The organism is Bartonella ancashensis (assembly GCF_001281405.1).
GTDB classification, from domain to species: Bacteria; Pseudomonadota; Alphaproteobacteria; order Rhizobiales; family Rhizobiaceae; genus Bartonella; species Bartonella ancashensis.
The window spans coordinates 1,365,134-1,384,420 of record NZ_CP010401.1 but is presented as its reverse complement, the minus strand read 5'-3'; the positions used below and the strand labels follow the sequence as shown (position 1 = coordinate 1,384,420).

At 38.0% G+C, this 19,287-nt stretch carries 16 protein-coding genes; 10 read left to right on the top strand and 6 right to left on the bottom strand.

The window, feature by feature from the left end:
- Nucleotides 1–7: 7 nt before the first annotated feature.
- The 4 genes from glyS to PU02_RS06060 form a co-directional block, all read right to left on the bottom strand.
- Nucleotides 8–2,230, bottom strand: coding sequence for a glycine--tRNA ligase subunit beta (gene glyS, locus PU02_RS06075; protein WP_053944524.1), 2,223 nt, complete (start codon nt 2,228–2,230; stop codon nt 8–10).
- Complete coding sequence (locus PU02_RS06070) at nt 2,230–3,174, bottom strand: glycine--tRNA ligase subunit alpha (protein WP_053944523.1); 945 nt, start codon at nt 3,172–3,174, stop codon at nt 2,230–2,232. The genes glyS and PU02_RS06070 overlap by 1 nt, the downstream gene beginning before the upstream one ends.
- A 67-nt stretch (nt 3,175–3,241) precedes the next feature.
- Nucleotides 3,242–4,972 carry a tetratricopeptide repeat protein gene (locus PU02_RS06065; RefSeq protein ID WP_053944522.1) on the bottom strand — a complete coding sequence of 577 codons (1,731 nt, stop codon included), beginning with the start codon at nt 4,970–4,972 and terminating at the stop codon, nt 3,242–3,244.
- A gap of 80 nt (nt 4,973–5,052) precedes the next feature.
- Nucleotides 5,053–6,129: a polyprenyl synthetase family protein gene (locus tag PU02_RS06060; RefSeq protein ID WP_082311419.1), complete on the bottom strand. Its 1,077-nt coding sequence runs from the start codon at nt 6,127–6,129 to the stop codon at nt 5,053–5,055.
- 179 nt (nt 6,130–6,308) lie between these two features.
- Here PU02_RS06060 and PU02_RS06055 point away from each other — a divergent pair, with 179 nt between their 5' ends.
- The 7 genes from PU02_RS06055 (at nt 6,309) to PU02_RS06025 (ending at nt 13,073) form a co-directional block, all read left to right on the top strand.
- Complete coding sequence (locus PU02_RS06055; protein ID WP_053944521.1) at nt 6,309–7,100, top strand: tRNA1(Val) (adenine(37)-N6)-methyltransferase; 792 nt, start codon at nt 6,309–6,311, stop codon at nt 7,098–7,100.
- A 99-nt stretch (nt 7,101–7,199) separates the two neighbouring features.
- On the top strand, nt 7,200–8,051 hold the full coding sequence (locus PU02_RS06050; RefSeq protein ID WP_053944520.1) for a S49 family peptidase: 852 nt from the start codon (nt 7,200–7,202) through the stop codon (nt 8,049–8,051).
- Between the two features lie 274 nt (nt 8,052–8,325).
- Complete coding sequence (locus PU02_RS06045) at nt 8,326–9,210, top strand: 4-(cytidine 5'-diphospho)-2-C-methyl-D-erythritol kinase (protein ID WP_053944519.1); 885 nt, start codon at nt 8,326–8,328, stop codon at nt 9,208–9,210.
- Between the two features lie 226 nt (nt 9,211–9,436).
- Entirely contained in the window at nt 9,437–10,078 is a 642-nt protein-coding gene (locus PU02_RS06040; RefSeq protein WP_053944687.1) for a ribonuclease HII, read from the top strand.
- Complete coding sequence (locus PU02_RS06035; RefSeq protein WP_053944518.1) at nt 10,075–11,058, top strand: L-threonylcarbamoyladenylate synthase; 984 nt, start codon at nt 10,075–10,077, stop codon at nt 11,056–11,058. The genes PU02_RS06040 and PU02_RS06035 overlap by 4 nt, the downstream gene beginning before the upstream one ends.
- Nucleotides 11,039–12,448: an FAD-binding oxidoreductase gene (locus PU02_RS06030; protein WP_053944517.1), complete on the top strand. Its 1,410-nt coding sequence runs from the start codon at nt 11,039–11,041 to the stop codon at nt 12,446–12,448. Before PU02_RS06035 ends, PU02_RS06030 begins: the two co-directional genes overlap by 20 nt.
- A gap of 94 nt (nt 12,449–12,542) precedes the next feature.
- The gene (locus PU02_RS06025; RefSeq protein WP_053944516.1) at nt 12,543–13,073 is read left to right on the top strand and encodes a DUF6101 family protein; all 531 of its coding nucleotides are present in this window, start codon (nt 12,543–12,545) and stop codon (nt 13,071–13,073) included.
- Nucleotides 13,074–13,507: 434 nt separating this feature from the next.
- On the opposite strand, the gene purD is transcribed toward PU02_RS06025, so the two are convergent.
- The gene (purD, locus tag PU02_RS06020; RefSeq protein ID WP_053944515.1) at nt 13,508–14,809 is read right to left on the bottom strand and encodes a phosphoribosylamine--glycine ligase; all 1,302 of its coding nucleotides are present in this window, start codon (nt 14,807–14,809) and stop codon (nt 13,508–13,510) included.
- Nucleotides 14,810–14,954: 145 nt separating this feature from the next.
- Here purD and ubiA point away from each other — a divergent pair, with 145 nt between their 5' ends.
- Nucleotides 14,955–15,899, top strand: a complete 945-nt coding sequence (ubiA, locus tag PU02_RS06015; RefSeq protein ID WP_144417881.1) for a 4-hydroxybenzoate octaprenyltransferase — start codon at nt 14,955–14,957, stop codon at nt 15,897–15,899.
- Between the two features lie 81 nt (nt 15,900–15,980).
- On the opposite strand, the gene pdxH is transcribed toward ubiA, so the two are convergent.
- The gene (gene pdxH / locus PU02_RS06010; protein WP_053944514.1) at nt 15,981–16,604 is read right to left on the bottom strand and encodes a pyridoxamine 5'-phosphate oxidase; all 624 of its coding nucleotides are present in this window, start codon (nt 16,602–16,604) and stop codon (nt 15,981–15,983) included.
- A gap of 297 nt (nt 16,605–16,901) precedes the next feature.
- On the opposite strand from pdxH, the gene PU02_RS06005 reads away from it, so the two are divergent.
- Complete coding sequence (locus PU02_RS06005) at nt 16,902–17,804, top strand: DnaJ C-terminal domain-containing protein (protein WP_053944513.1); 903 nt, start codon at nt 16,902–16,904, stop codon at nt 17,802–17,804.
- A gap of 125 nt (nt 17,805–17,929) precedes the next feature.
- A complete protein-coding gene (fabI, locus tag PU02_RS06000) occupies nt 17,930–18,748 on the top strand; it encodes an enoyl-ACP reductase FabI (protein WP_053944512.1) in 819 nt (272 codons plus the stop codon).
- The last annotated feature ends 539 nt before the right edge of the window (nt 18,749–19,287 follow it).

Here is a 19,287-nt window from a genome sequence, read left to right as displayed (position 1 = left end):
AAATGCGCTAAGTGATAATTTTTGAAAAATCCGCTATATCTCGTGTGAGAGTGCGAATGTGTTCAAGGAGAGAAAGACGGTTCAGGCGAGTGAGAGCGTTTTTATCATTGATCAGAATTTTTTCAAAGAATGTGTTGATAGGTTTAGTTAAGGGTACTAAAGCATCAAGTTTGAGCGTGTGATCCGCCGCTGTGCCACTGAGATTTTGAAATTTTTTCTCTACCGTAAGGACGGTTTGATATAATTGCTTTTCTTCTTCCTCAACTAAAAGCTCGGGATTTATCCTATCTATGGACACTTCTTTAAAGGATTCATTTTCTAAGATATTTGCAATGCGTTTCATAGCAGCCAGAAAAGTATTCCCATTATCCGTATTTGTGAAAGTTATAATTACTTCAATGCGGTGTATAATCGATGAAAAATCATCAGTATCTTTTGTTAAAACAGCTTCGATAATGTCGTGGCGAATACCTTCATCTTTAAGGTGAATTCTTAAACGTTCATGCAAAAAAGATAATAGCTCCAATATAAGATGCTCTTCTTTTTCTGAAAGCATATTATATGTTTGCATATTCCTTTCTTGGGAGACACTCTGTTCACTCCTTTGTTGTAAAAAAAGATTTATTGCTTGGTGAAAAAGTGGAACAAGCTTGATAACCGGACGTTTTGAAAGAATTATTTTAATAATCCCTAACGCTGCTCGTCTTAGTGCGTAGGGATCTTTAGAGCTTGTTGGTTTTTCATTGATGAGCCAAAATCCTACCAATATGTCAATCTTATCAGCTAAGGCAACGGCAATGGCTACAGGTTCATGGGGAATACGATCTTTAGGTCCTTGAGGTTTATAATGGTCTTCGATCGCTTCAGCTACACGAAGATCTTCTCCTTGCAGAATAGCATATGTTCGTCCTACAAAACCTTGTAATTCTGGAAATTCAGCAACAACTTCTGTTTGTAAATCAGCTTTAGCAAGTATTGCTGCACGCTTAGTTAGTAAAGGATCTGCTTGCACCGAATATGCAATTTTTTGTGCTAAAGAAGAGATTCTCTTTACCCTTTCACCTTGTGTTCCTAATCGAGCATGAAAAGTAACATGTAAATGATCAAGTCGTGCGGCACGTTGGTCAAGGGGCTTATTTAGATCGAGATCAAATTTTTCAGCAGAAGGTCTTAAATTTTTAACATCAGGTAAATCTTGTTGATCAGTATTCCAAAAATACAATGCGTCAGAAAGACGGGCATGCACAACTTTACTGTTACCTTTTATAATTTCCTTACTTTCATCTTTTGCAATAATATTAGAGACTAACACAAAATGGTTAGAGAGTTTGTCCTTTTCATTTTGTTTTCTCGTTACAAAGCACTTTTGATTTGCTCTAATAGTTAAACGGATAATTTCTGGAGGAATATTAAGAAAAATTTTATCAAAATTACCCATGAGGACAACAGGCCATTCAACGAGTCCTGCAACTTCTTCTACAAGGGCATGGTCTTCGACTAACTCTAGACCATTAGCAAAGCAGAGATTTTGGGCATCTGTCAAAATGATACTTTTTCGTCTTTCTGCATCAAGAATAACTTTATGTGTTTCCAGCTGAGAAATATAATCATCAAAGCGCCTCACTTGGATAGGTTTCCCATCACTTAGGAAACGGTGACCATAGGTTAGATTGTTACTTTTCAGGGAACCAACTGTAAATGGGATGATATGTGTTTCACCGATTTGCGGTCCGAAAACACAGAGGATATTTTGCAAAGGTCGAATCCACTTCAATGCACTACATTTGGCTGAATTTTCACCCCAACGCATTGACTTTGGCCATGAAAAATTGCGAATAATATCGGGAAGAATATCGGCTATAATCTCTTCTGCCGTACGACCTCTTTTGATAATTTTTGCAACATAAAAATTACCTTTTTTGCTATCATGTTTGATATTAGCTTCAGTGATATCGTTAAGGCCTGTGGCACGCAAAAAACCATCAATTACGTTTTGTGGTGATTCTACACTTGGACCTCTTCGCTCTTCACGGATATCTTTCGATTTTGTTGAAAGGCCTCGTATATCGAGTGTTAATCGACGAGGCGTCCAATATTCACAAGCAGCTTTATAGGTTAAACCTGAATTTACAAGTTGGGTTGTAACATTTTTTTTGAGATCAGCAGCTGCCTTGCGCTGCATACGAGCAGGAATTTCTTCGCTGAAAAGTTCAAAAAGCAAATCAGACATCAGATCTTTTCCTTAGCATGTGTTGTACCAGCTTCAGTTAACAAAAAGGCTTCACCGCAGCGGCGCGCAAGATCACGGATACGGAGAATATAGCTTTGCCTTTCAGTTACAGAGATAACACTACGTGCCTGTAACAGGTTAAAAATATGGCTTGCTTTTATACATTGATCATAAGCCGGCAAAACGCATTGATGAAACTCAACTTCTTTACTGGGCATCCCCGCTTCAAGGAGTGCAAGACATTCATTTTCTGCATCGATAAAGTGTTGATGTAGGATTGCAGTATTTGCAAATTCAAAATTATAACGTGAATATTCTTCTTCTGCTTGCAGAAAAATATCACCGTAACTAATGCGATCTTTTCCATCTAAGCCATTGAAATTAAGATCATAAACATTATCAACACCTTGGACGTGCATAGCTAATCGTTCAAGTCCATACGTAATTTCTCCTGAAACTGGTACACATTCGATCCCACAAACTTGTTGAAAATAAGTAAACTGCGAGATTTCCATACCATCACACCAGCATTCCCATCCAAGTCCCCACGCACCAAGTGTTGGACTTTCCCAATCATCTTCAACAAAGCGGATATCATGAAGCGTTGTATCAAGATTAATGGCTTGTAGTGATTTAATGTAAAGTTCCTGTAAATTGAGAGGGGAAGGTTTAAGAATGACTTGAAATTGGTAATAATGCTGTAAACGATTTGGATTTTTACCATATCGCCCGTCTGTTGGACGTCGAGAAGGTTGGATATAAGCCGCCTTCCATGGGCGTGGCCCCAATGAACGTAGCGTTGTAGCTGGGTGGAAAGTGCCAGCACCTACCTCCATATCATAGGGTTGTAAAATTGCACACCCATAATTAGCCCAGTAGTTTTGTAAGGCAATAATAAGCCCCTGAAAGGAACGCACAGGATTAAGGTGTTCAGGAAAATTCACACGCTATACTCTTCGTAATGTTGCACGTTTAATCAAAACCAAATAAGTTTAGTCTCAAGATACTTGTCTATAATGTCGTATGCATATGGTCAAGTGTTGTTGTATTTTGAAGACCAAATTTCAATTTTTCTTTTATTTTTTCTATATCTTTTGATTCCCCATGAATAGCATGCTTCCATTGAAATATTGCTTTGCGTTTAGAACCAACTTGCCAATATGCATCTCCCAAATGATCGTTTAATGTTGGATCTTGAGGTTCCAATTTAACCGCACGTTCTAATAATTGGACGGCTTTGTCATATTGTTTAAGTTTGTAATAAGCCCATCCTAAAGAGTCTAGGATATAGCCGTCATGTGGTTGTAATTGAGAAGCTTTTTTAAGCATGTTGAGTGCTTCGTTGAGTTTTTTATTTTGTTCAACAAGGGAATAACCGAGATAATTGAGAACTTGTGGTTGATTTGGGAATAACTGGAGCGCTTGGCGCAGATCATCTTCTACTTGCGTCCATTGTTGTAAACGTTCAGATGCGATGGCTCGTTGATAGAAAAGTTTCCAATCGTTTTGTTGAAGGTTTTTTATCTGGGAAATAGCATGACTGATGACTTGAACAGCTTCAGAAAAATTATCTTGCTGTATGTAAAGGATAGCAAGTATCGTGACAATATCATGATCGTGTGGAAATTTTTTCTTCAATTCTATTAGAAGGTTAATAGCTTTATCGGAGTTGCTATCATTGGCAAAAATTAATGCTAGTTGGAGTTGGCTAATCTTGTAATAAGGGGAGTGGGGTGATAGGGAGTTATATAATTTAATAGCTTGAGTGATATCATTAAATTTTATAGAGACATTCGCCAATTGGAACATGGTGGCCCCATTATCAGGATATAAGGCCAAGGATAATTGTTGAAAAAAACGTGCAATATATTTTGATTCTTGTTGATTGAGGGCCGTTCCAAAATTGTATAAAACTTCGGCAGCTCCCTGTTGAGGTGTTTTGATAAGATTGTTTACACGAGATTTATTTTCAATTTGTTGTAAAAGATATATGAGTTCTACTCGATCTGGTAATAATTTTTTACCGGTTTGAATTACTTTGATCGCTTGATCGTGCATTTTATGGCGTAGTAAAAAATGTGCATAAGCTATGACTAAATGTTCGTAGGTATCAGGGACAGAGATAGCGCTTTGTTGATCATTGAGTGCTTGTATAAAGTATTTTTTTGCCTCTTGATCGTGTTTTGCTAAGTTATTCATAAGGGCTAGGTGATAATATATAAAGAAATTATCTTGAGTGGGGTCCAAAAGCTTTTCAAGATCAGCTATTGCCTGAGTTTTGTTTCCAGATCCGAATGTAATCCAAGCGCTTATCATATCAAATGCAGGATTATTAAGATGAGGGGGTATTTTTTCTTGCAAAAGAAGTTGAGCGGCTTTGTAATTTTTTTTTGTAAAATGATCAACTGATAATATTAAAGAAATAAGAGGATTGCTTTCTTCTTTTTTCTTCAGGTTTTTAGCTTGTTCGAGAGCATCTTTAAACGCACCTACAGATAATGCAGTTTCGAAGACTTCCCTTTGTACTTCTGTATTATCAGGTTTGTAGGTGAGTGCTTTCTGAAAATAGCGTATAGCAAGATCGTTTTTATTTTCATGGCGTGCAATTCGCCCTAGCAGATAGGAAGCTGAAAATGAATGTGTATCGGTAATAACATCAATTTCATTATGGGTTTTTGACAGTACCAACATAGCTCCAATCATAAGAGAAGCAAAAAGGAAGAGTGCTTTTGCATGGCGCATGGGGCCAATCCTTTTAAATTTTGATGCTATTGAATACGTGAAATTGCTTTATCAAGTAGTATAGCAATTTTTGTGAAAAATTAGTTTACACGTGTGATACAGAAATCAATGATTTCAATCAGGGCTTTTTTGAAATCTCCTTCTTTTACAGAAGAAAGAGCATCAATGGCTTGTTTTCCATAGGTACGTGCATATTCTACAGTATCAATCAAACTGTTATACTTTTCCATTAAATGCTGTGTGTGCATTAAAGCTTCATCACTATGATGACCATTTTGAAAAGTTTGTTCCAAAAATTTTTTTTCTACAACATTTCCCCTTTCATATGAGAGGATGACAGGCATAGTAACTTTACCTTCTCGAAAATCATCACCAATATTTTTCCCCAAATGTTGAGCCTGACCACCATAATCTAGTACGTCGTCTATCAGTTGAAAAGCTAGTCCCAGTGATGTTCCATATTGGCGTAATGCAGAGCGTTCTTCGTTTCCATAGCCAGCAATGATAGGGCCAACTTCAGCTGCTGCTGAAAAAAGTGCAGCTGTCTTTGCATTGATAATTTTTAGATAATTCTCAATGTCATTATTTATATTTTTAGCGGTAGCAAGCTGCATAACTTCCCCTTCAGCAATAATTGCTGCAGCGTTTGATAAAACAGTGAGTGCCTCCATTGAACCTACACTAACGATCATTTTAAATGCCTGCCCTAACAAAAAATCACCGACAAGCACACTTTCTTGATTTCCCCAAAGGATACGTACAGTAGATTCTCCACGCCTTAAATCACTTTCATCAACGACATCATCATGCAATAAAGTTGCCGTATGCATAAATTCAACGGCTGTTGCAAGCTTTATGTGTTCGCGTCCTGGATATTCGAACATACGAGCAGAAGCTATCGTAATCATCGGGCGCAATCGTTTCCCTCCTGATGAAATGAGGTAGTTGCAAATTTCGGGAATAATCTCAACGTCTGATTTGACTGTGGACATAATTAATTCGTTTAAACATCCCATATCGTTTTTTGTAAGTTGAATGAGGGGATGGAGAGAAATTTGAGTATCTTTTTCTTCATGTTGTTTTGTTAGGGTGTTCAAAGTATTTCTTCCCCAGAGTGTAGTAAATGGATGAACTAGATTTTGTTGATTGTGCATCATAAATAAAGGGAGATTTTTTGCAACTCAAGTCTTTGATACCGCTTTAGGGTAAAGATTCTAAACGATATGGAAAAATGATGTTTTTTGTATCTGCTAAACTAAATGTGATTGTTAAATAGGTCATTTGAGTAAATAGTGGAAAGAAGGGCAAATAATTAAAAAATTGTTTCCAATTAGAAATGGACAGAGAAATGAATGACCGAGATGAAACGATAGATCAATTTCATCGTGGAAAGTTTTACTTAGTTCAACCACGTCTATCTGGTCACCGTTCTGGTATGGATGCCATGTTGTTGGCAAGTTTGGTTCCTAGTTTTTTTGAAGGAAAGGTTGTTGATTTAGGTGCTGGAGTTGGTGCTGCAGGATTAGCAGTTGCAGCGCGGTGTTTACAGGCTCATGTGACGTTGGTTGAGCGGTCTGCTTTTATGTTATCTTACGCTCAAAAAACACTTTCACTTAAACAAAATGAAAAATTGATTCATCGAGTTTGTTTATTAGATGCGGATGTTACTTTAAGGGGGAAAGCACGTTTAAAAGCAGGATTAATAAATGATACTTTTGATTTTGCAATTATGAATCCACCTTTTAACAATCCTGTGGACCGCAAAACACCAGATAAGCAAAAATCTGAAGCACATGTTATGCCTGAGGCTATGTTTGATCATTGGTTGCGGAGTGCTGCTGCGATTGTGAAACCCGGTGGATATCTGGGGTTAATTGCACGTCCATATTCACTCATCGACATATTAAATGCTGCAAAAGGGCGTTTTGGTGATGTACACATAATTCCAATCCAACCTCGTACAGAGACTGCCGCAATTCGTATATTATTTTATGCTAAAAGGGGAAGTAAGGGCACTTTGTCTGTGTTACCAGCGTTGATTATGCATGAGGATAATAGCCACAATTTTTCGCAGCGAGTCGATGCAATTAACAATGGACTTAGAAGTCTATGGGAAATTTTTGAATAATATGCCGATTCTGAGTTATTTATTGAATTAAAATTGTTTTTTTGGTAGTAATGCTGGCTTTCTCTGTTATTCTACTAGTATTTATATGGAGATTTTATTTTGGTTAAATGCGTAAAGTGTCTTATTCCACGTCGGTTTTGTTCTCGCGGATTTGATATCCCCGTCGTTCGTCTTTGTGGTGCAATTATGGATTCAACTACAGCTGTAGCTCGTACTCTTTCACTAGGGAGGTGTGCAAAGCTCTTAGATAGGGCTTTTGCTAACAGGAAAGCGCCAGCCGTTGCTTTGATTGTTAATTCCCCTGGTGGTTCGCCTGTGCAGTCGCGTCTTATTTTCAAACGTATTCGCGATCTGGCGAATGAGAAAAATAAACAGGTTCTTGTATTTGTTGAGGACATTGCAGCATCAGGAGGTTATATGATTGCCTGTGCTGGGGATGAAATTTATGCAGATCCATCTTCTATTATTGGTTCTATCGGTGTAGTTTCAGCTTCTTTTGGCTTTCCGGAATTTTTAAAGAAAATTGGCATAGAGCGCCGTGTTTATACAGCGGGAAAAAGTAAAGTTTTATTAGATCCATTTCAAGAAGAAAAAAAGGTAGGTGTTGAACATTTGAAGTCTTTACAACTTGAAGTGCATCAAACTTTTATTGATTTAGTTAAAGAACGTCGTGCATCAAAATTATCAGATGATCCGGATATTTTTACAGGGAGCTTTTGGACAGGAAAAAAAGGTATTGAGCTTGGTTTGGTTGATGCATTAGGTGATATACGTTCTGTCATTAAAGAGCGGTTTGGTCCTCGTACAGGACTTCGAGTTATTTCTCCTCCAAAGAGTTTTTTTAGTTCTAAAGTACCTTCCGGAGTTTCTTCTGATTTTTTTTATACAGCAGTCGATAGTGCGTATATGGCAGCGGAAGAACGGGCACTTTGGCAGCGTTACGGCTTGTAACAAGAGTTGGTGTGAATTCTTTAGTCTGTCTCTGATTCATATAGAGATCGTGTTTAGGGATTTTTGTACGAAAGGAGAGATACGGGCTTGCACGGTTTTGTTTTTTGAGTTTTGTTCATTTAATGCGCTTTCATGTTGGCTTTTTGCTTACATGTTAATTGTGGTGGGAGCTGCAGTGTTTTTTGCGCGTATGGAAGTGCAGGTATGTAAGAAAATATTGATGAAAAATTCTTTTACAGACGTCGTGTGTAGGATGTTAAATGCATAAAATTCATTGAAGAGGTCTTTCTGTGTGTTTACACCTATTAAGTTAAATCTGGCCTTACACGTTGTAGGAAAGCGTCTTGATGGTTATCATTTATTGGAGAGCTTAGTTTATTTTTCTTTCAGTGGTGATTATCTAATTTTTACCCCCTCTAAGGAAGAGCGATTTGTTGTGGAAGGGCCTTTTGCACAGGGGATCGTTCCTGGTTCAGGTAATTTAGCTATTTGTGCACGTGATTTTATGCGTGCAATGTTTCCTAAAAGTGCTAAACCTTCTTTTTTCAGACTTATCAAAAATTTGCCTATTGCTTCAGGTACAGGAGGTGGATCTGGCGATGCTGCTAGCGTTTTGAGCATATTGCGCCGATATTGGGAGCTCAATTGTTCTTGTGAAGAGTTAGCAAAAATGAGTTCAGTTCTTGGTGCTGATGTTCCGATGTGTTTTTTAGCGTTAGAATATAAACAGCCTTTTTTAGTTAAAGGGATTGGTACCGATATTATACGATTAGGAGAGGCTTGTCCTATTGCATTAGTACTGGTTAATCACGGTCAGCAGATTGCAACGCAAGCTGTTTTTAAGGCTTTGGAAGATTATCGTTATCCATGCTTAAAGTTGAAGCCAGGATCTTTAAAAACAGTTTTTTCGTTGGTTGAGTTTTTGCAAGAAACACGCAATGATCTTTTTGCTTCAGCATTAAAAATAGCTCCTCAATTGGCTGAAGTTTTACGGGAATTGGATGAAAGTGGCTCTCTTTTTTCTCGTATGTCTGGTTCTGGTGCAACCTGCTTTGGTATTTTTAAGGATCAGCAATTAGCGCAGGAGGCAGCTTTCTCCATTAAATCAATGCATCCAAATTGGTTTGTTAAACCTATAATGACCGTAGGCGTTTCTTAACTGTAGTGAATGTAACTAAAGAATTTATTGAAGGAGTGATCGGTATCATATTCGCACACGCTGATGGCACAAATAATAAACTACGATTTTCAAAATCTTTTGAAAATAAAAGTAGTATGTGAACTACTTAGGAGAAAATAGTTATTAATTTTTGTAGGACTTGCAGAAAATAAGTGGTGGTGCGAGAATAAACAGATATCGTATAATTTTTATTATTATGTCAGGTATGTTTAATTTGTTATCTCAACCAAATTTTTCATATGAATTAAGTCTACAGAATCAAGGCTTTCGTTATATTGCAGGCGTTGATGAGGTTGGGCGTGGTCCTTTAGCTGGTCCAGTAGTAACAGCAGCAGTTATTTTAGACAAAAATCATATTCCCAGTGGGTTAAATGATTCAAAAAAACTTTCTATTCAAAGGCGCAATGAACTTCATCATGAGATTGTAAAAAATGCATTTGCAATTTCCATTTCTAGCATCTGTGCTCGTAAAATTGATCAATATGATATTAGAAAGGCAACTTTAGAAGCAATGCGGCGTTGTATAATGGGACTTGCGATTCCTGCTCATTATGCACTGATTGATGGGTGTGATATTCCTCCTTGTTTGCCATGTCCTGCAATCGCTTTAGTTAAGGGGGATCAGAGTTCTGTTTCAATTGCAGCAGCATCTATCGTTGCTAAGGTAACTCGTGATCGGATGATGAAATATGCAGGACAAATTTATCAAGGTTACGGTTTAGAAAAACATGTTGGCTATGCAACGATTGCTCATCGTGAGGCCATTGCCGCATCAGGTCCTATCGCAGGATTGCATCGTTATAGTTTTTCCCCGATTAAAGGGCATTATAGGGAAGACGTTTCATGACAATTTTACATTTTAATGACACTTCGATGAAAGAGGCTGTTGCATTCTTAAAACAGGGTCGATTAGTCGCCATACCAACAGAAACTGTTTATGGGTTAGCAGGTGATGCAACTAATGGTAAGGCTGTGGCTTCTATTTTTGCTGTAAAAAAGCGACCACAATTTAATCCTCTTATCGCTCATGTAAGTAGTATTGCAATGGCAGAATGTTATGTTGAGATTGATTTGATTTCACGTCAGTTGATGGAAGAATTTTGGCCTGGTCCTTTAACATTTGTTTTGCCTTTAAAGCGTCATCATGATATTCACCCCCTGGTAACTTCTGGTCTCGATACATTAGCAGTTCGTTTTCCATGTGGTTGTTTTTCAGAAATTATCCGATATTTAGGTCGTCCTTTAGCTGCCCCTAGTGCTAATAGATCGGGGTATTTAAGTCCCACTTCAGCTGGATCTGTTTTTGCTTCTTTAGGAGAAGAGATCCCTTTAATTATTGATGGGGGGCCTTCAAAAATAGGCCTTGAATCAACAATCATTAAAATTTGTGGTGAGAATATATATCTCTTGCGTCCAGGGGGAGTAGCTTCTAAGGATATTGAGGACGTAACTGGAAAGTCCTTAAAGAGAATAGACCAATGTGCTGCAGTTGAAGCTCCCGGAATGTTACAATCACACTACGCTCCAAATGCTTCGGTACGTTTGAATGCACAGGAAGTAGATAGTGGCGAAGCTCTTTTGGCTTTTGGACCTAAGCGCATTTTTGGTGTTGAAAATGCTGTGGCTATTTTGAACCTCAGCGAGAGCGGTCAGTTAAATGAAGCTGCATTTAACCTTTTCCAGTATATGAGAAGATTGGATTTATTTAAGGTAAAATCCATTGCAGTGGAGCCCATTCCATCTTACGGATTAGGTGAAGCCATTAATGATCGCTTAATGCGTGCAGCAGCTCCAAAAGGAAAAGTAGATGGAACAGGATTTAATTAGGTGTTTCAGTGAAATTGTTGGTTCTGCACATGCTATAACAGATCAAACACTAATTGCGCCGTATTTGCGCGAAAATAGAGGGCTTTTTCATGGAAAAACGTCACTGCTTTTGCGTCCATCATCTACAGTGGAGATTGCATCCATTATGCGTTTGGCTAGCCAAACACGCACGCCGATTGTTCCTCAAGGTGGCAATACAGGCCTTGTAGGAGCTCAACAACCAGATGAAAGCGGATGTAGTGTTATCTTGTCAATGGAACGTTTAAATAAGATACGAACGTTGGATATTGAAGGAAATTACGCTGTGGTAGAGGCGGGTGTTGTCTTGCGTGATTTACAAGAAAAAGCAGACGAAATGGGGCGTCTGTTTCCTCTTTCTATGGGATCGGAAGGTTCTTGTCAAATAGGAGGAAACCTCTCGTCTAATGCTGGAGGAACAGCTGTTTTAGCTTACGGTAATATGCGCGATCTTTGTCTTGGTTTGGAAGTTGTTTTGCCTGATGGGCGTATTTTGGATGATTTGCGTTTTGTTAGAAAGGATAATAGAGGCTATGATCTAAAAGATCTTTTTATTGGTGCAGAAGGGACCTTAGGGGTTATTACTGCAGCAGTATTGAAGATTTTTTCAAAACCTAAAGGGAGAGCTGTTGCTTTTGTCGGTTTGAATAGTCCTGCTAATGCTTTGGAATTTTTATCTATTTGTCAATGCTATGGAGGCTTTTTGTTAACTGCGTTTGAATTGATGGATAAGATAAGTTTGCAGATGGCCTTAAATTATAAAAAGTGTGATCTGTCTCCTTTTAGTCATGAGCATGAATGGTATGTTTTAATTGATGTCACATCAATGCGCAGTGATGACGATGCTTTGTCAGTGTTGGGTATTATCTTGGAAAAAGCATTTGAAGATAATATTTTAGATGATGCAGTTATTGCACAATCATTGAGACAAAGAGATTTTTTTTGGCAGCTACGTGAAAGTATGTCACTTGCACAGAAATCGGTAGGACAGTCTATTAAGCATGACATTTCGATTCCTATTGCGTCTATTCCTGATTTTATTAGGGATGCTGCTCTCATTATCAAAGAAATGGTGCCGGATGCTCAAGTTGTTTGTTTTGGTCATATGGGCGATGGTAATCTTCACTACAATGTTATGCAGCCTGTAGGGAGTGATCCTTCAGATTTTTTAAAATTATGGTCACAAATGAATCACCATATTTATTGTTTGGTTATGCATTATCAGGGGTCATTTTCTGCTGAACATGGGATCGGCCAGCTTAAGAAAACTGAGTTACGTGCTTTTAAGTCATCTATTTCCCTAGAAATTATGCAATCTATTAAAAAAATTTTTGATCCATTAGGGATTATGAATCCTGGCAAAATTTTGTAATTTAAAAATAAAATTTTTTGCTTAGTCTTTTAATAATTTGATGAGAAAAGGTTGTTATATATCCCTCTGAGATCAATAGAGGGAATAATATGTTATGGTAAATCAATGCTTGGGGCAAGAAAGAATAGGATTTGAATTTAGGTTGAATCCGTGTCGTTTACCACAAACAACAAGGTATCTTGCATCAAAAACTGGAAATCAAATGTTTTGCTCATTAAATGAGCAAAGTGTATTCTTAAAAATCGAGACTCCTTCAAATTTATCACATTTGATACCGGTTTGCCATTTTAAGGGAATTGCTACCCGCGTAATAAAAACTCTTTCAGGGGAGAAAGCTGTTACATTAGAATTGTTTCATGCTGACGAGGAAGCTTGCATTCCGCTTTTAATGTCTAGAGACTTGAGCAGTGTGCTGTTGGATTGGCGATTATGGGCAGATACTTATAGTCTTCCTATGCTTATGATTAATGAAGATGGTAGCATTACTGCTGTTGAAGATCGCTTTACTTTACGCCAATTTTTTAGCATGACATCGCATCCTCTTGTTCACAAACGTTTTGTCATTAATTGTGATCGTTGGTTAGGTGTGCGTTTGGTAATTGATCATAAGGCTATTCTACCATAGCGTGGTTTGTGCCTTTCTGATTGCATGAAAGATATCTCTTGTTTTTGAGTGTTTTTCGATTTTAATTTTCATTTAAGAAAAATTGCAGATCCCTGTAGTTTTGGATAACAAGCCTGTATGTTATGTTGCAAAATACGATAGTAGAAATTATACAAATGCAAATCATTGGCTTATGGCGTTATATTTAGAAATCAAAAATATTTTTATACTATGTGGTGCTGTCTGAGTTCACGATATATTTGTATCCTTTGTGTATTTTGGTTATTTGTAGGGCATCTAGGTTACAATATCGGTATACTACTTAGAGAAGTGGAATTTCATGGAAATGTTCGATTATTTTTTAATGGAAAATAGAATACCAATGCATTTGCATGCTTTTCATATTTTAATTTAAAATGAATAGCCTTTTTGCTAAATGATTGACAACGAAGAGTTTATCCTTGAGTCTCTTCTTCAAGGGTGCGCTTTTTTCCCGTGACAGCACGCCATCCTATATCCCGACGCACAAAACCCTGTTTCCAATCTATACAATCGACAGCATCATAAGCATATTTTTGTGCTTGAGCAATATTTTTTCCTATTGCAGTTATATTTAAAACACGTCCACCGTTAGCAATAAGTTCTCCATTGTGTAAAGCAGTTCCAGCTTGAAATACCTTTACCATAGGAAGTTTATCTGCTTTATCGATATTTCGAATAATACTCCCTTTTTGAGGAGAATCAGGGTAGCCTTCTGCAGCCATGACAACTGTTAAGGAAGCATTTTCGGACCACTGAATATGTTTATTTTTAAGATTTCCTTGGGCTGCAGCAAGAAAAAGTGGTAAAATGTCCTCTTCGAGGCGCATCATTAAAACTTGGCATTCAGGGTCACCGAAGCGTACGTTAAATTCAATTAGTTGTGGTCCTATTTGGGTTATCATCAATCCAAAGAAGAGAATTCCCTTAAAAGGTGCTCCCATTTCGGCCATGCCATTAAGAGCTGGTTTAACAATATTGTTGAGTGTCTGCTCCATCATTTGTGAAGTCATAATGGGAGCTGGTGAATAAGCTCCCATACCACCTGTATTTGGTCCTGTGTCTCCATCACCAACGCGTTTATGGTCTTGTGCAGACCCGAAAGGAATAGCAATATTACCATCACAAAGACAGAAAAAGCTTACCTCTTCCCCTTCGAGAAAATCTTCAACGACAATCTTTTTTCCTGCAGAGCCAAACACACCTTCAAAGCATGCATCAACTGCATTGAATGCTTCTTCTAAGGTCATTGCAACAACAACCCCTTTTCCTGAGGCTAAACCATCAGCTTTAATAACAATAGGAACACCTCGTTCACGGATATAAGATTTTGCCTTTTGAGCATCATTAAAGCATTGATAGATGCTCGTGGGGATATTATTTTTATAACAAAGGTCCTTTGAAAAACTTTTTGATCCTTCTAATTGAGCAGCTTTTTGAGTAGGTCCAAATACACAGATATTGGCAGCGTTTAGGGAGTCTGTTATTCCTGCAACCAATGGTGCTTCTGGTCCAACGACAACAAGATCAATGAGGCGCTCTTTGCAAAAAGAAATGATAAGTGGATGGTTATCGATGTCCAAGACAACATTTTCACCGAATTTCATTGTCGCAGGGTTTCCAGGGGCACAATATAATTTTGTGAGGAGAGGTGATTCTGCTATTTTCCATGCTAAAGCGTGTTCCCGTCCGCCTGATCCAATAAGAAGAACATTCATGGTTTTGTCCCTATCATAAAATATGAAACTGGTTTTTTGATCATAAGAATGAAATCTCTTTACTGCAAGGAAAAAGGTATAGCCATTTGATGAAAAAAACGACAATATTAAAGAGATTCAAACTTATGCAAAAAAGGAATAAGCTGTGAATACCTCCGTTAAACAGTGGATATATAATTTTCTTCCACCTTCTTTTGAGCTTTATGCTCAGTTAGCACGCTGGGATAGGCCTATTGGATGGAAATTATTGATGTGGCCTTGTTTTTGGTCAGCAACTATGGCTTTTCTTTCTTACGAAACGCAGAGCCTACCTCTTGTGACGGCTATATTCCACTGGGGGTGGTATCTTTTCCTTTTTTTTGTAGGATCTGTTGCTATGCGAGGAGCGGGGTGCACTTGGAATGACCTCATTGATCAGGAAATTGATTCGCAAATAGAGCGTACACGCTCTCGCCCTTTACCTGCAGGCAGAGTGAGTCGTTTTCAAGCAAAAATTTTCATATTAGTGCAATGTTTTGTAGGATTAGCTGTTTTATTACAGTTCAATAAGTTCAGTTTTTATTTGGGTATTTCATCATTGATAGCGGTTGCTCTGTATCCTTTTATGAAACGTGTGACAGATTGGCCACAACTTTTTCTAGGGATTGCATTTAATTGGGGAGCATTGATGGGGTGGGCTGTTGTGCATGGAAGTTTAAGTTGGGCTCCGATTGCACTTTACGTGGGATCAATCTTCTGGACGATCGGATATGATACAATTTATGCGCATCAGGATAGAAAGGATGATGCTGTTGTAGGTGTGCGCTCTACGGCACTTCTTTTCGGGAAGAATACTAAATGTGCACTGGTAGTGTTATATGGTGGCTTTATAATACTGGTTGGTTTAGCATTTTGTCTGGCAAATCTTCCTGCTGTTAGTTTTCTAGGGCTTTTATGTGCTAGTGTACACATGTTTATCCAAATTAGAATTCTCGATATAGATAATGCTGAGCAGTGCTTAAAGCTTTTCAAATCTAATTCATGTGTTGGCTTTTTTATCTTTTTAGGTCTCGTCTGTGGTGGTATTTTTTGGGCACTACATTTTTCTTGATGATTTTACAAAAAGTAAAAAACAATTTTTCTTTGCATTTCAGAGCAAACCTACTTCGTAAAATGCAAAGTTATGGCTCTACTATGGGTAGAGTTGTTGCTTTGTCCAGTCGTTTTTTTCAGTGGAATTGCGTGTGAAAAGTAAGCGATCGTGTAAACGAAATAAGCGGTCACACCAAAATTCCATGAAAAGAGGCTTGATACGGAATCCAGACCAATGAGGTGGTCGTGGGACAGTTTTGGTTGCATAATGTGCAGTGTATCGAGCAGCAGATTTTTCAAGGAAGAGCCTACTTTCCAGTGGCTGAGATTGTTGAGAAGCCCATGCACCAATTTGGCTTTCACGTGGCCGCGATTGAAAATATGCATCTGCCTCTTCAGAAGTGGTTTTTTCAACAATACCTCTAATTCTTACCTGGCGGCGCAGAGACTTCCAGTGAAAAGCTAGGGATGCTTTCATTGATTTTAAAATTTCTTGTCCCTTACAACTTTTATAGTTTGTATAAAAGACAAATCCTTCAGGACTGAAATTTTTAAGGAGGACGATGCGAACATTGGGTAGACCTGTTTCATCGACGGTTGCTAATGCCATGGCATTAGGGTCATTAAGTTCACTTGCTGTAGCTTCTTTAAGCCATTGTGCAAAAAGAACAAAAGGATCGTGTTCTTGTATAAAACTATCGTCTATCTGTGGTATGGTGCTCATAGTATGATCGAGTATCCGCTTATGTAGATGCAATATGCTTCAATTTTTTTATCTGTAAAATAAAATATTTCTGCCTTATACTACACAAAGTCAATGAAGTGATGCACTTTTATTACAGTTCCTGAATAGTGTTTATTTGAGGTACGAAAGTAGCCTATTTCATTTTTGTTCTTTTATAAACCTATGAATATAGGGAATGGTGATTCTTTTGAAATAGTTTTATGGGGCTGTGCAGGTGTTGTCTTAAACACGAGGAGTGTATATTGAGAACAATGGAAAGGTTAAAGAGAGGGCAATATGCGTGATCCATACACGGTTTTAGGTGTGGAGCGTACCGCAAAACCGCAAGAGATAAAGTCTGCATTCAGGAGGTTAGCAAAAAAGTATCATCCAGATCATAATATGGGTGATGCGCGAGCCAAGGAAAAATTTTCTGAAGTCAATCAAGCTTATGAAATTATAGGCGATAAAGATAAAAAGGCACAATTTGATCGCGGTGAAATTGATGCGGAAGGAAAACCTTCCCATCATGCATACGGTTCTAAAGAACATTTCGGCAGCAGACAACATCCCTTTACAGGAGGAGCAAGGAATTTTGATTTTAGTTTTTCAAACCGTACAAGTTTTGATGCAGGTGATATTTTTCGTGATTTATTTGGAAAAGAAAAAAATTTTTCGAGTTCTGCACGCCAAAATCAGTCTCAGTCAGAGGCTCATATTCGGGTAAATCTTTCAGTAACACTGGAACAGGTGATTGGTGCTGATAGAGTAGAGGTGGATTTTCCAAATGGAAAAAAGTTAAAAGTTAAATTGCCAGCATATGTTGAGGATGGACAAATCATCCGTTTAAAAGGTCAGGGAGAAGAGATTGCATATGGGCAAGTTGGGGATGCTTTGGTAACTATTCATATTCAAAAGCATCCCCGTTTTCGCGTTGAAGGACGTGCGTTGCACTTTGATTTACCAATTTCTCTCCAGAATGCTGTTTTAGGAGCAAAAGAAGAAATTGAAACTTTGGATGGAAAGATAGTTTTGACAATTCCCGCTTGGTCGAGCTCTGATCGTGTTTTGCGATTGAAAGGAAGGGGGCTTCGTTTAAAAAATGGGGAAAGAGATGATCTTTATGTGCATGTTCGCATCATGTTGCCAGAGGGCGGAGATGGCGCGTTGGAGAAATTTTTTGAAATGAAGAAAAGCTAACTGTTTTGATTGTGTAAAAGCGTAATTTTAATTTTATTTTGAATCCAATTGCTTGAAGAAAAGATTAACCTGTGTCATAGGCAAGATAAGGGTGTTGGTTTTTAAGTAGCAATGAGGCAGTGCTAATGATGAATAGTAATGGTTTATTGTGTGGGAAGCGTGGTCTTATTTTAGGATTAGCGAATAGTCGCTCTATCGCTTGGGGAATAGCCAAGGTGGCTAGTGCAGCAGGAGCAGATATTGCTTTTACCTATCAGGGTGAAGCGATGAAGAAACGTGTTGAACCTTTAGCTGCGGAATTGAACGGGTCTGTTGTTGGTCATTGTGATGTTTCTGATAAGGCATCCATGGATGCGGTCTTCAGTGAAATAGAGAGAAAATGGGGTAAGCTTGATTTTCTGGTTCACGCTATTGGCTTTTCAGACAAAGATGAGTTAAGTGGCCGCTATGTTGATGTGAGTGAATCGAATTTTATGATGACAATGAATATTTCGGTTTATTCGTTGACGGCTCTTACGCAGCGTGCAGAAAGATTGATGCCAGATGGGGGATCAATTCTGACGTTAACCTATTATGGGGCAGAAAAGGTTGTTCCCCATTATAATGTTATGGGCATTGCAAAGGCTGCTCTCGAGGCGAGTGTGAAGTATTTGGCTGTTGACCTGGGACCTAAGAATATTCGTGTTAATGCTGTGTCTGCAGGGCCGATAAAAACATTAGCGGCTTCAGGGATTGGCGATTTTCGTTATATTTTAAAGTGGAATGAGTATAATTCTCCTTTACGTCGCACTGTAACAATCGAAGATGTTGGTAATTCCGCTCTTTATTTTTTGTCAGATTTGTCTCGTTCTGTAACTGGTGAGATTCATCATGTTGATTCCGGGTATAATGTGATTGGTATGAAGGCAGTGGATGCGCCAGATATTTCTGTCGTTAAGGGATGAAGTTTATTAAGCGTGATCTTATTGTACTGAGATGTTATTAAAATAGAAAATGATCGAAATGCACTTGTGGTGTAGCATCTCGTGTTTGATTTATTCTGTTCTTCATATATTCAAGTGAGAATACAGTGATTTTTATTTGTGCAAGTTGTTAGCGCTGTTGTGCTTTGTTAGACGTGTAAACTTACAAAAGTTCTCCTCATTAGTACGAGCTATTTTGAAAGTTTTAGAAAATACTCTTATGAATGCTAGAGGGAGTGCAAATATTAATCAAGATATGTGTTACGTAGAGATGTTAGAATGGGTAATGAATTTTACTCTCTTTAGGAATGGAAATAGAGAAATTTCAAGTAGTGAATTGTAAGCGGGTATCGTTTTATCTGATTTGTTTCATTTTCCTTTCGTTTATTTGATCTTCTAGTTATCCTGTTGATATTGAGTACAATAATATTATGATAGAGGAACGCACTAAAAGTAGAGTGGATTTTGTTTTTGTAGATGAGGTGGCAGTTACTTGTGTTATTATTCCTTATCGTTTGAGG

Excerpts from the sequence above, each read along its gene's own strand:
- glyS (WP_053944524.1), bottom strand. The coding sequence starts at position 2,230 with ATGTCTGATTTGCTTTTTGAACTTTTCAGCGAAGAAATTCCTGCTCGT.
- PU02_RS06065 (WP_053944522.1), bottom strand. The coding sequence starts at position 4,972 with ATGCGCCATGCAAAAGCACTCTTCCTTTTTGCTTCTCTTATGATTGGA.
- PU02_RS06060 (WP_082311419.1), bottom strand. The coding sequence starts at position 6,129 with ATGATGCACAATCAACAAAATCTAGTTCATCCATTTACTACACTCTGG.
- PU02_RS06055 (WP_053944521.1), top strand. The coding sequence starts at position 6,309 with ATGGACAGAGAAATGAATGACCGAGATGAAACGATAGATCAATTTCAT.
- PU02_RS06040 (WP_053944687.1), top strand. The coding sequence starts at position 9,437 with ATGTTTAATTTGTTATCTCAACCAAATTTTTCATATGAATTAAGTCTA.
- PU02_RS06035 (WP_053944518.1), top strand. The coding sequence starts at position 10,075 with ATGACAATTTTACATTTTAATGACACTTCGATGAAAGAGGCTGTTGCA.
- PU02_RS06030 (WP_053944517.1), top strand. The coding sequence starts at position 11,039 with ATGGAACAGGATTTAATTAGGTGTTTCAGTGAAATTGTTGGTTCTGCA.
- PU02_RS06025 (WP_053944516.1), top strand. The coding sequence starts at position 12,543 with ATGGTAAATCAATGCTTGGGGCAAGAAAGAATAGGATTTGAATTTAGG.
- purD (WP_053944515.1), bottom strand. The coding sequence starts at position 14,809 with ATGAATGTTCTTCTTATTGGATCAGGCGGACGGGAACACGCTTTAGCA.
- pdxH (WP_053944514.1), bottom strand. The coding sequence starts at position 16,604 with ATGAGCACCATACCACAGATAGACGATAGTTTTATACAAGAACACGAT.
- PU02_RS06005 (WP_053944513.1), top strand. The coding sequence starts at position 16,902 with ATGCGTGATCCATACACGGTTTTAGGTGTGGAGCGTACCGCAAAACCG.
- fabI (WP_053944512.1), top strand. The coding sequence starts at position 17,930 with ATGATGAATAGTAATGGTTTATTGTGTGGGAAGCGTGGTCTTATTTTA.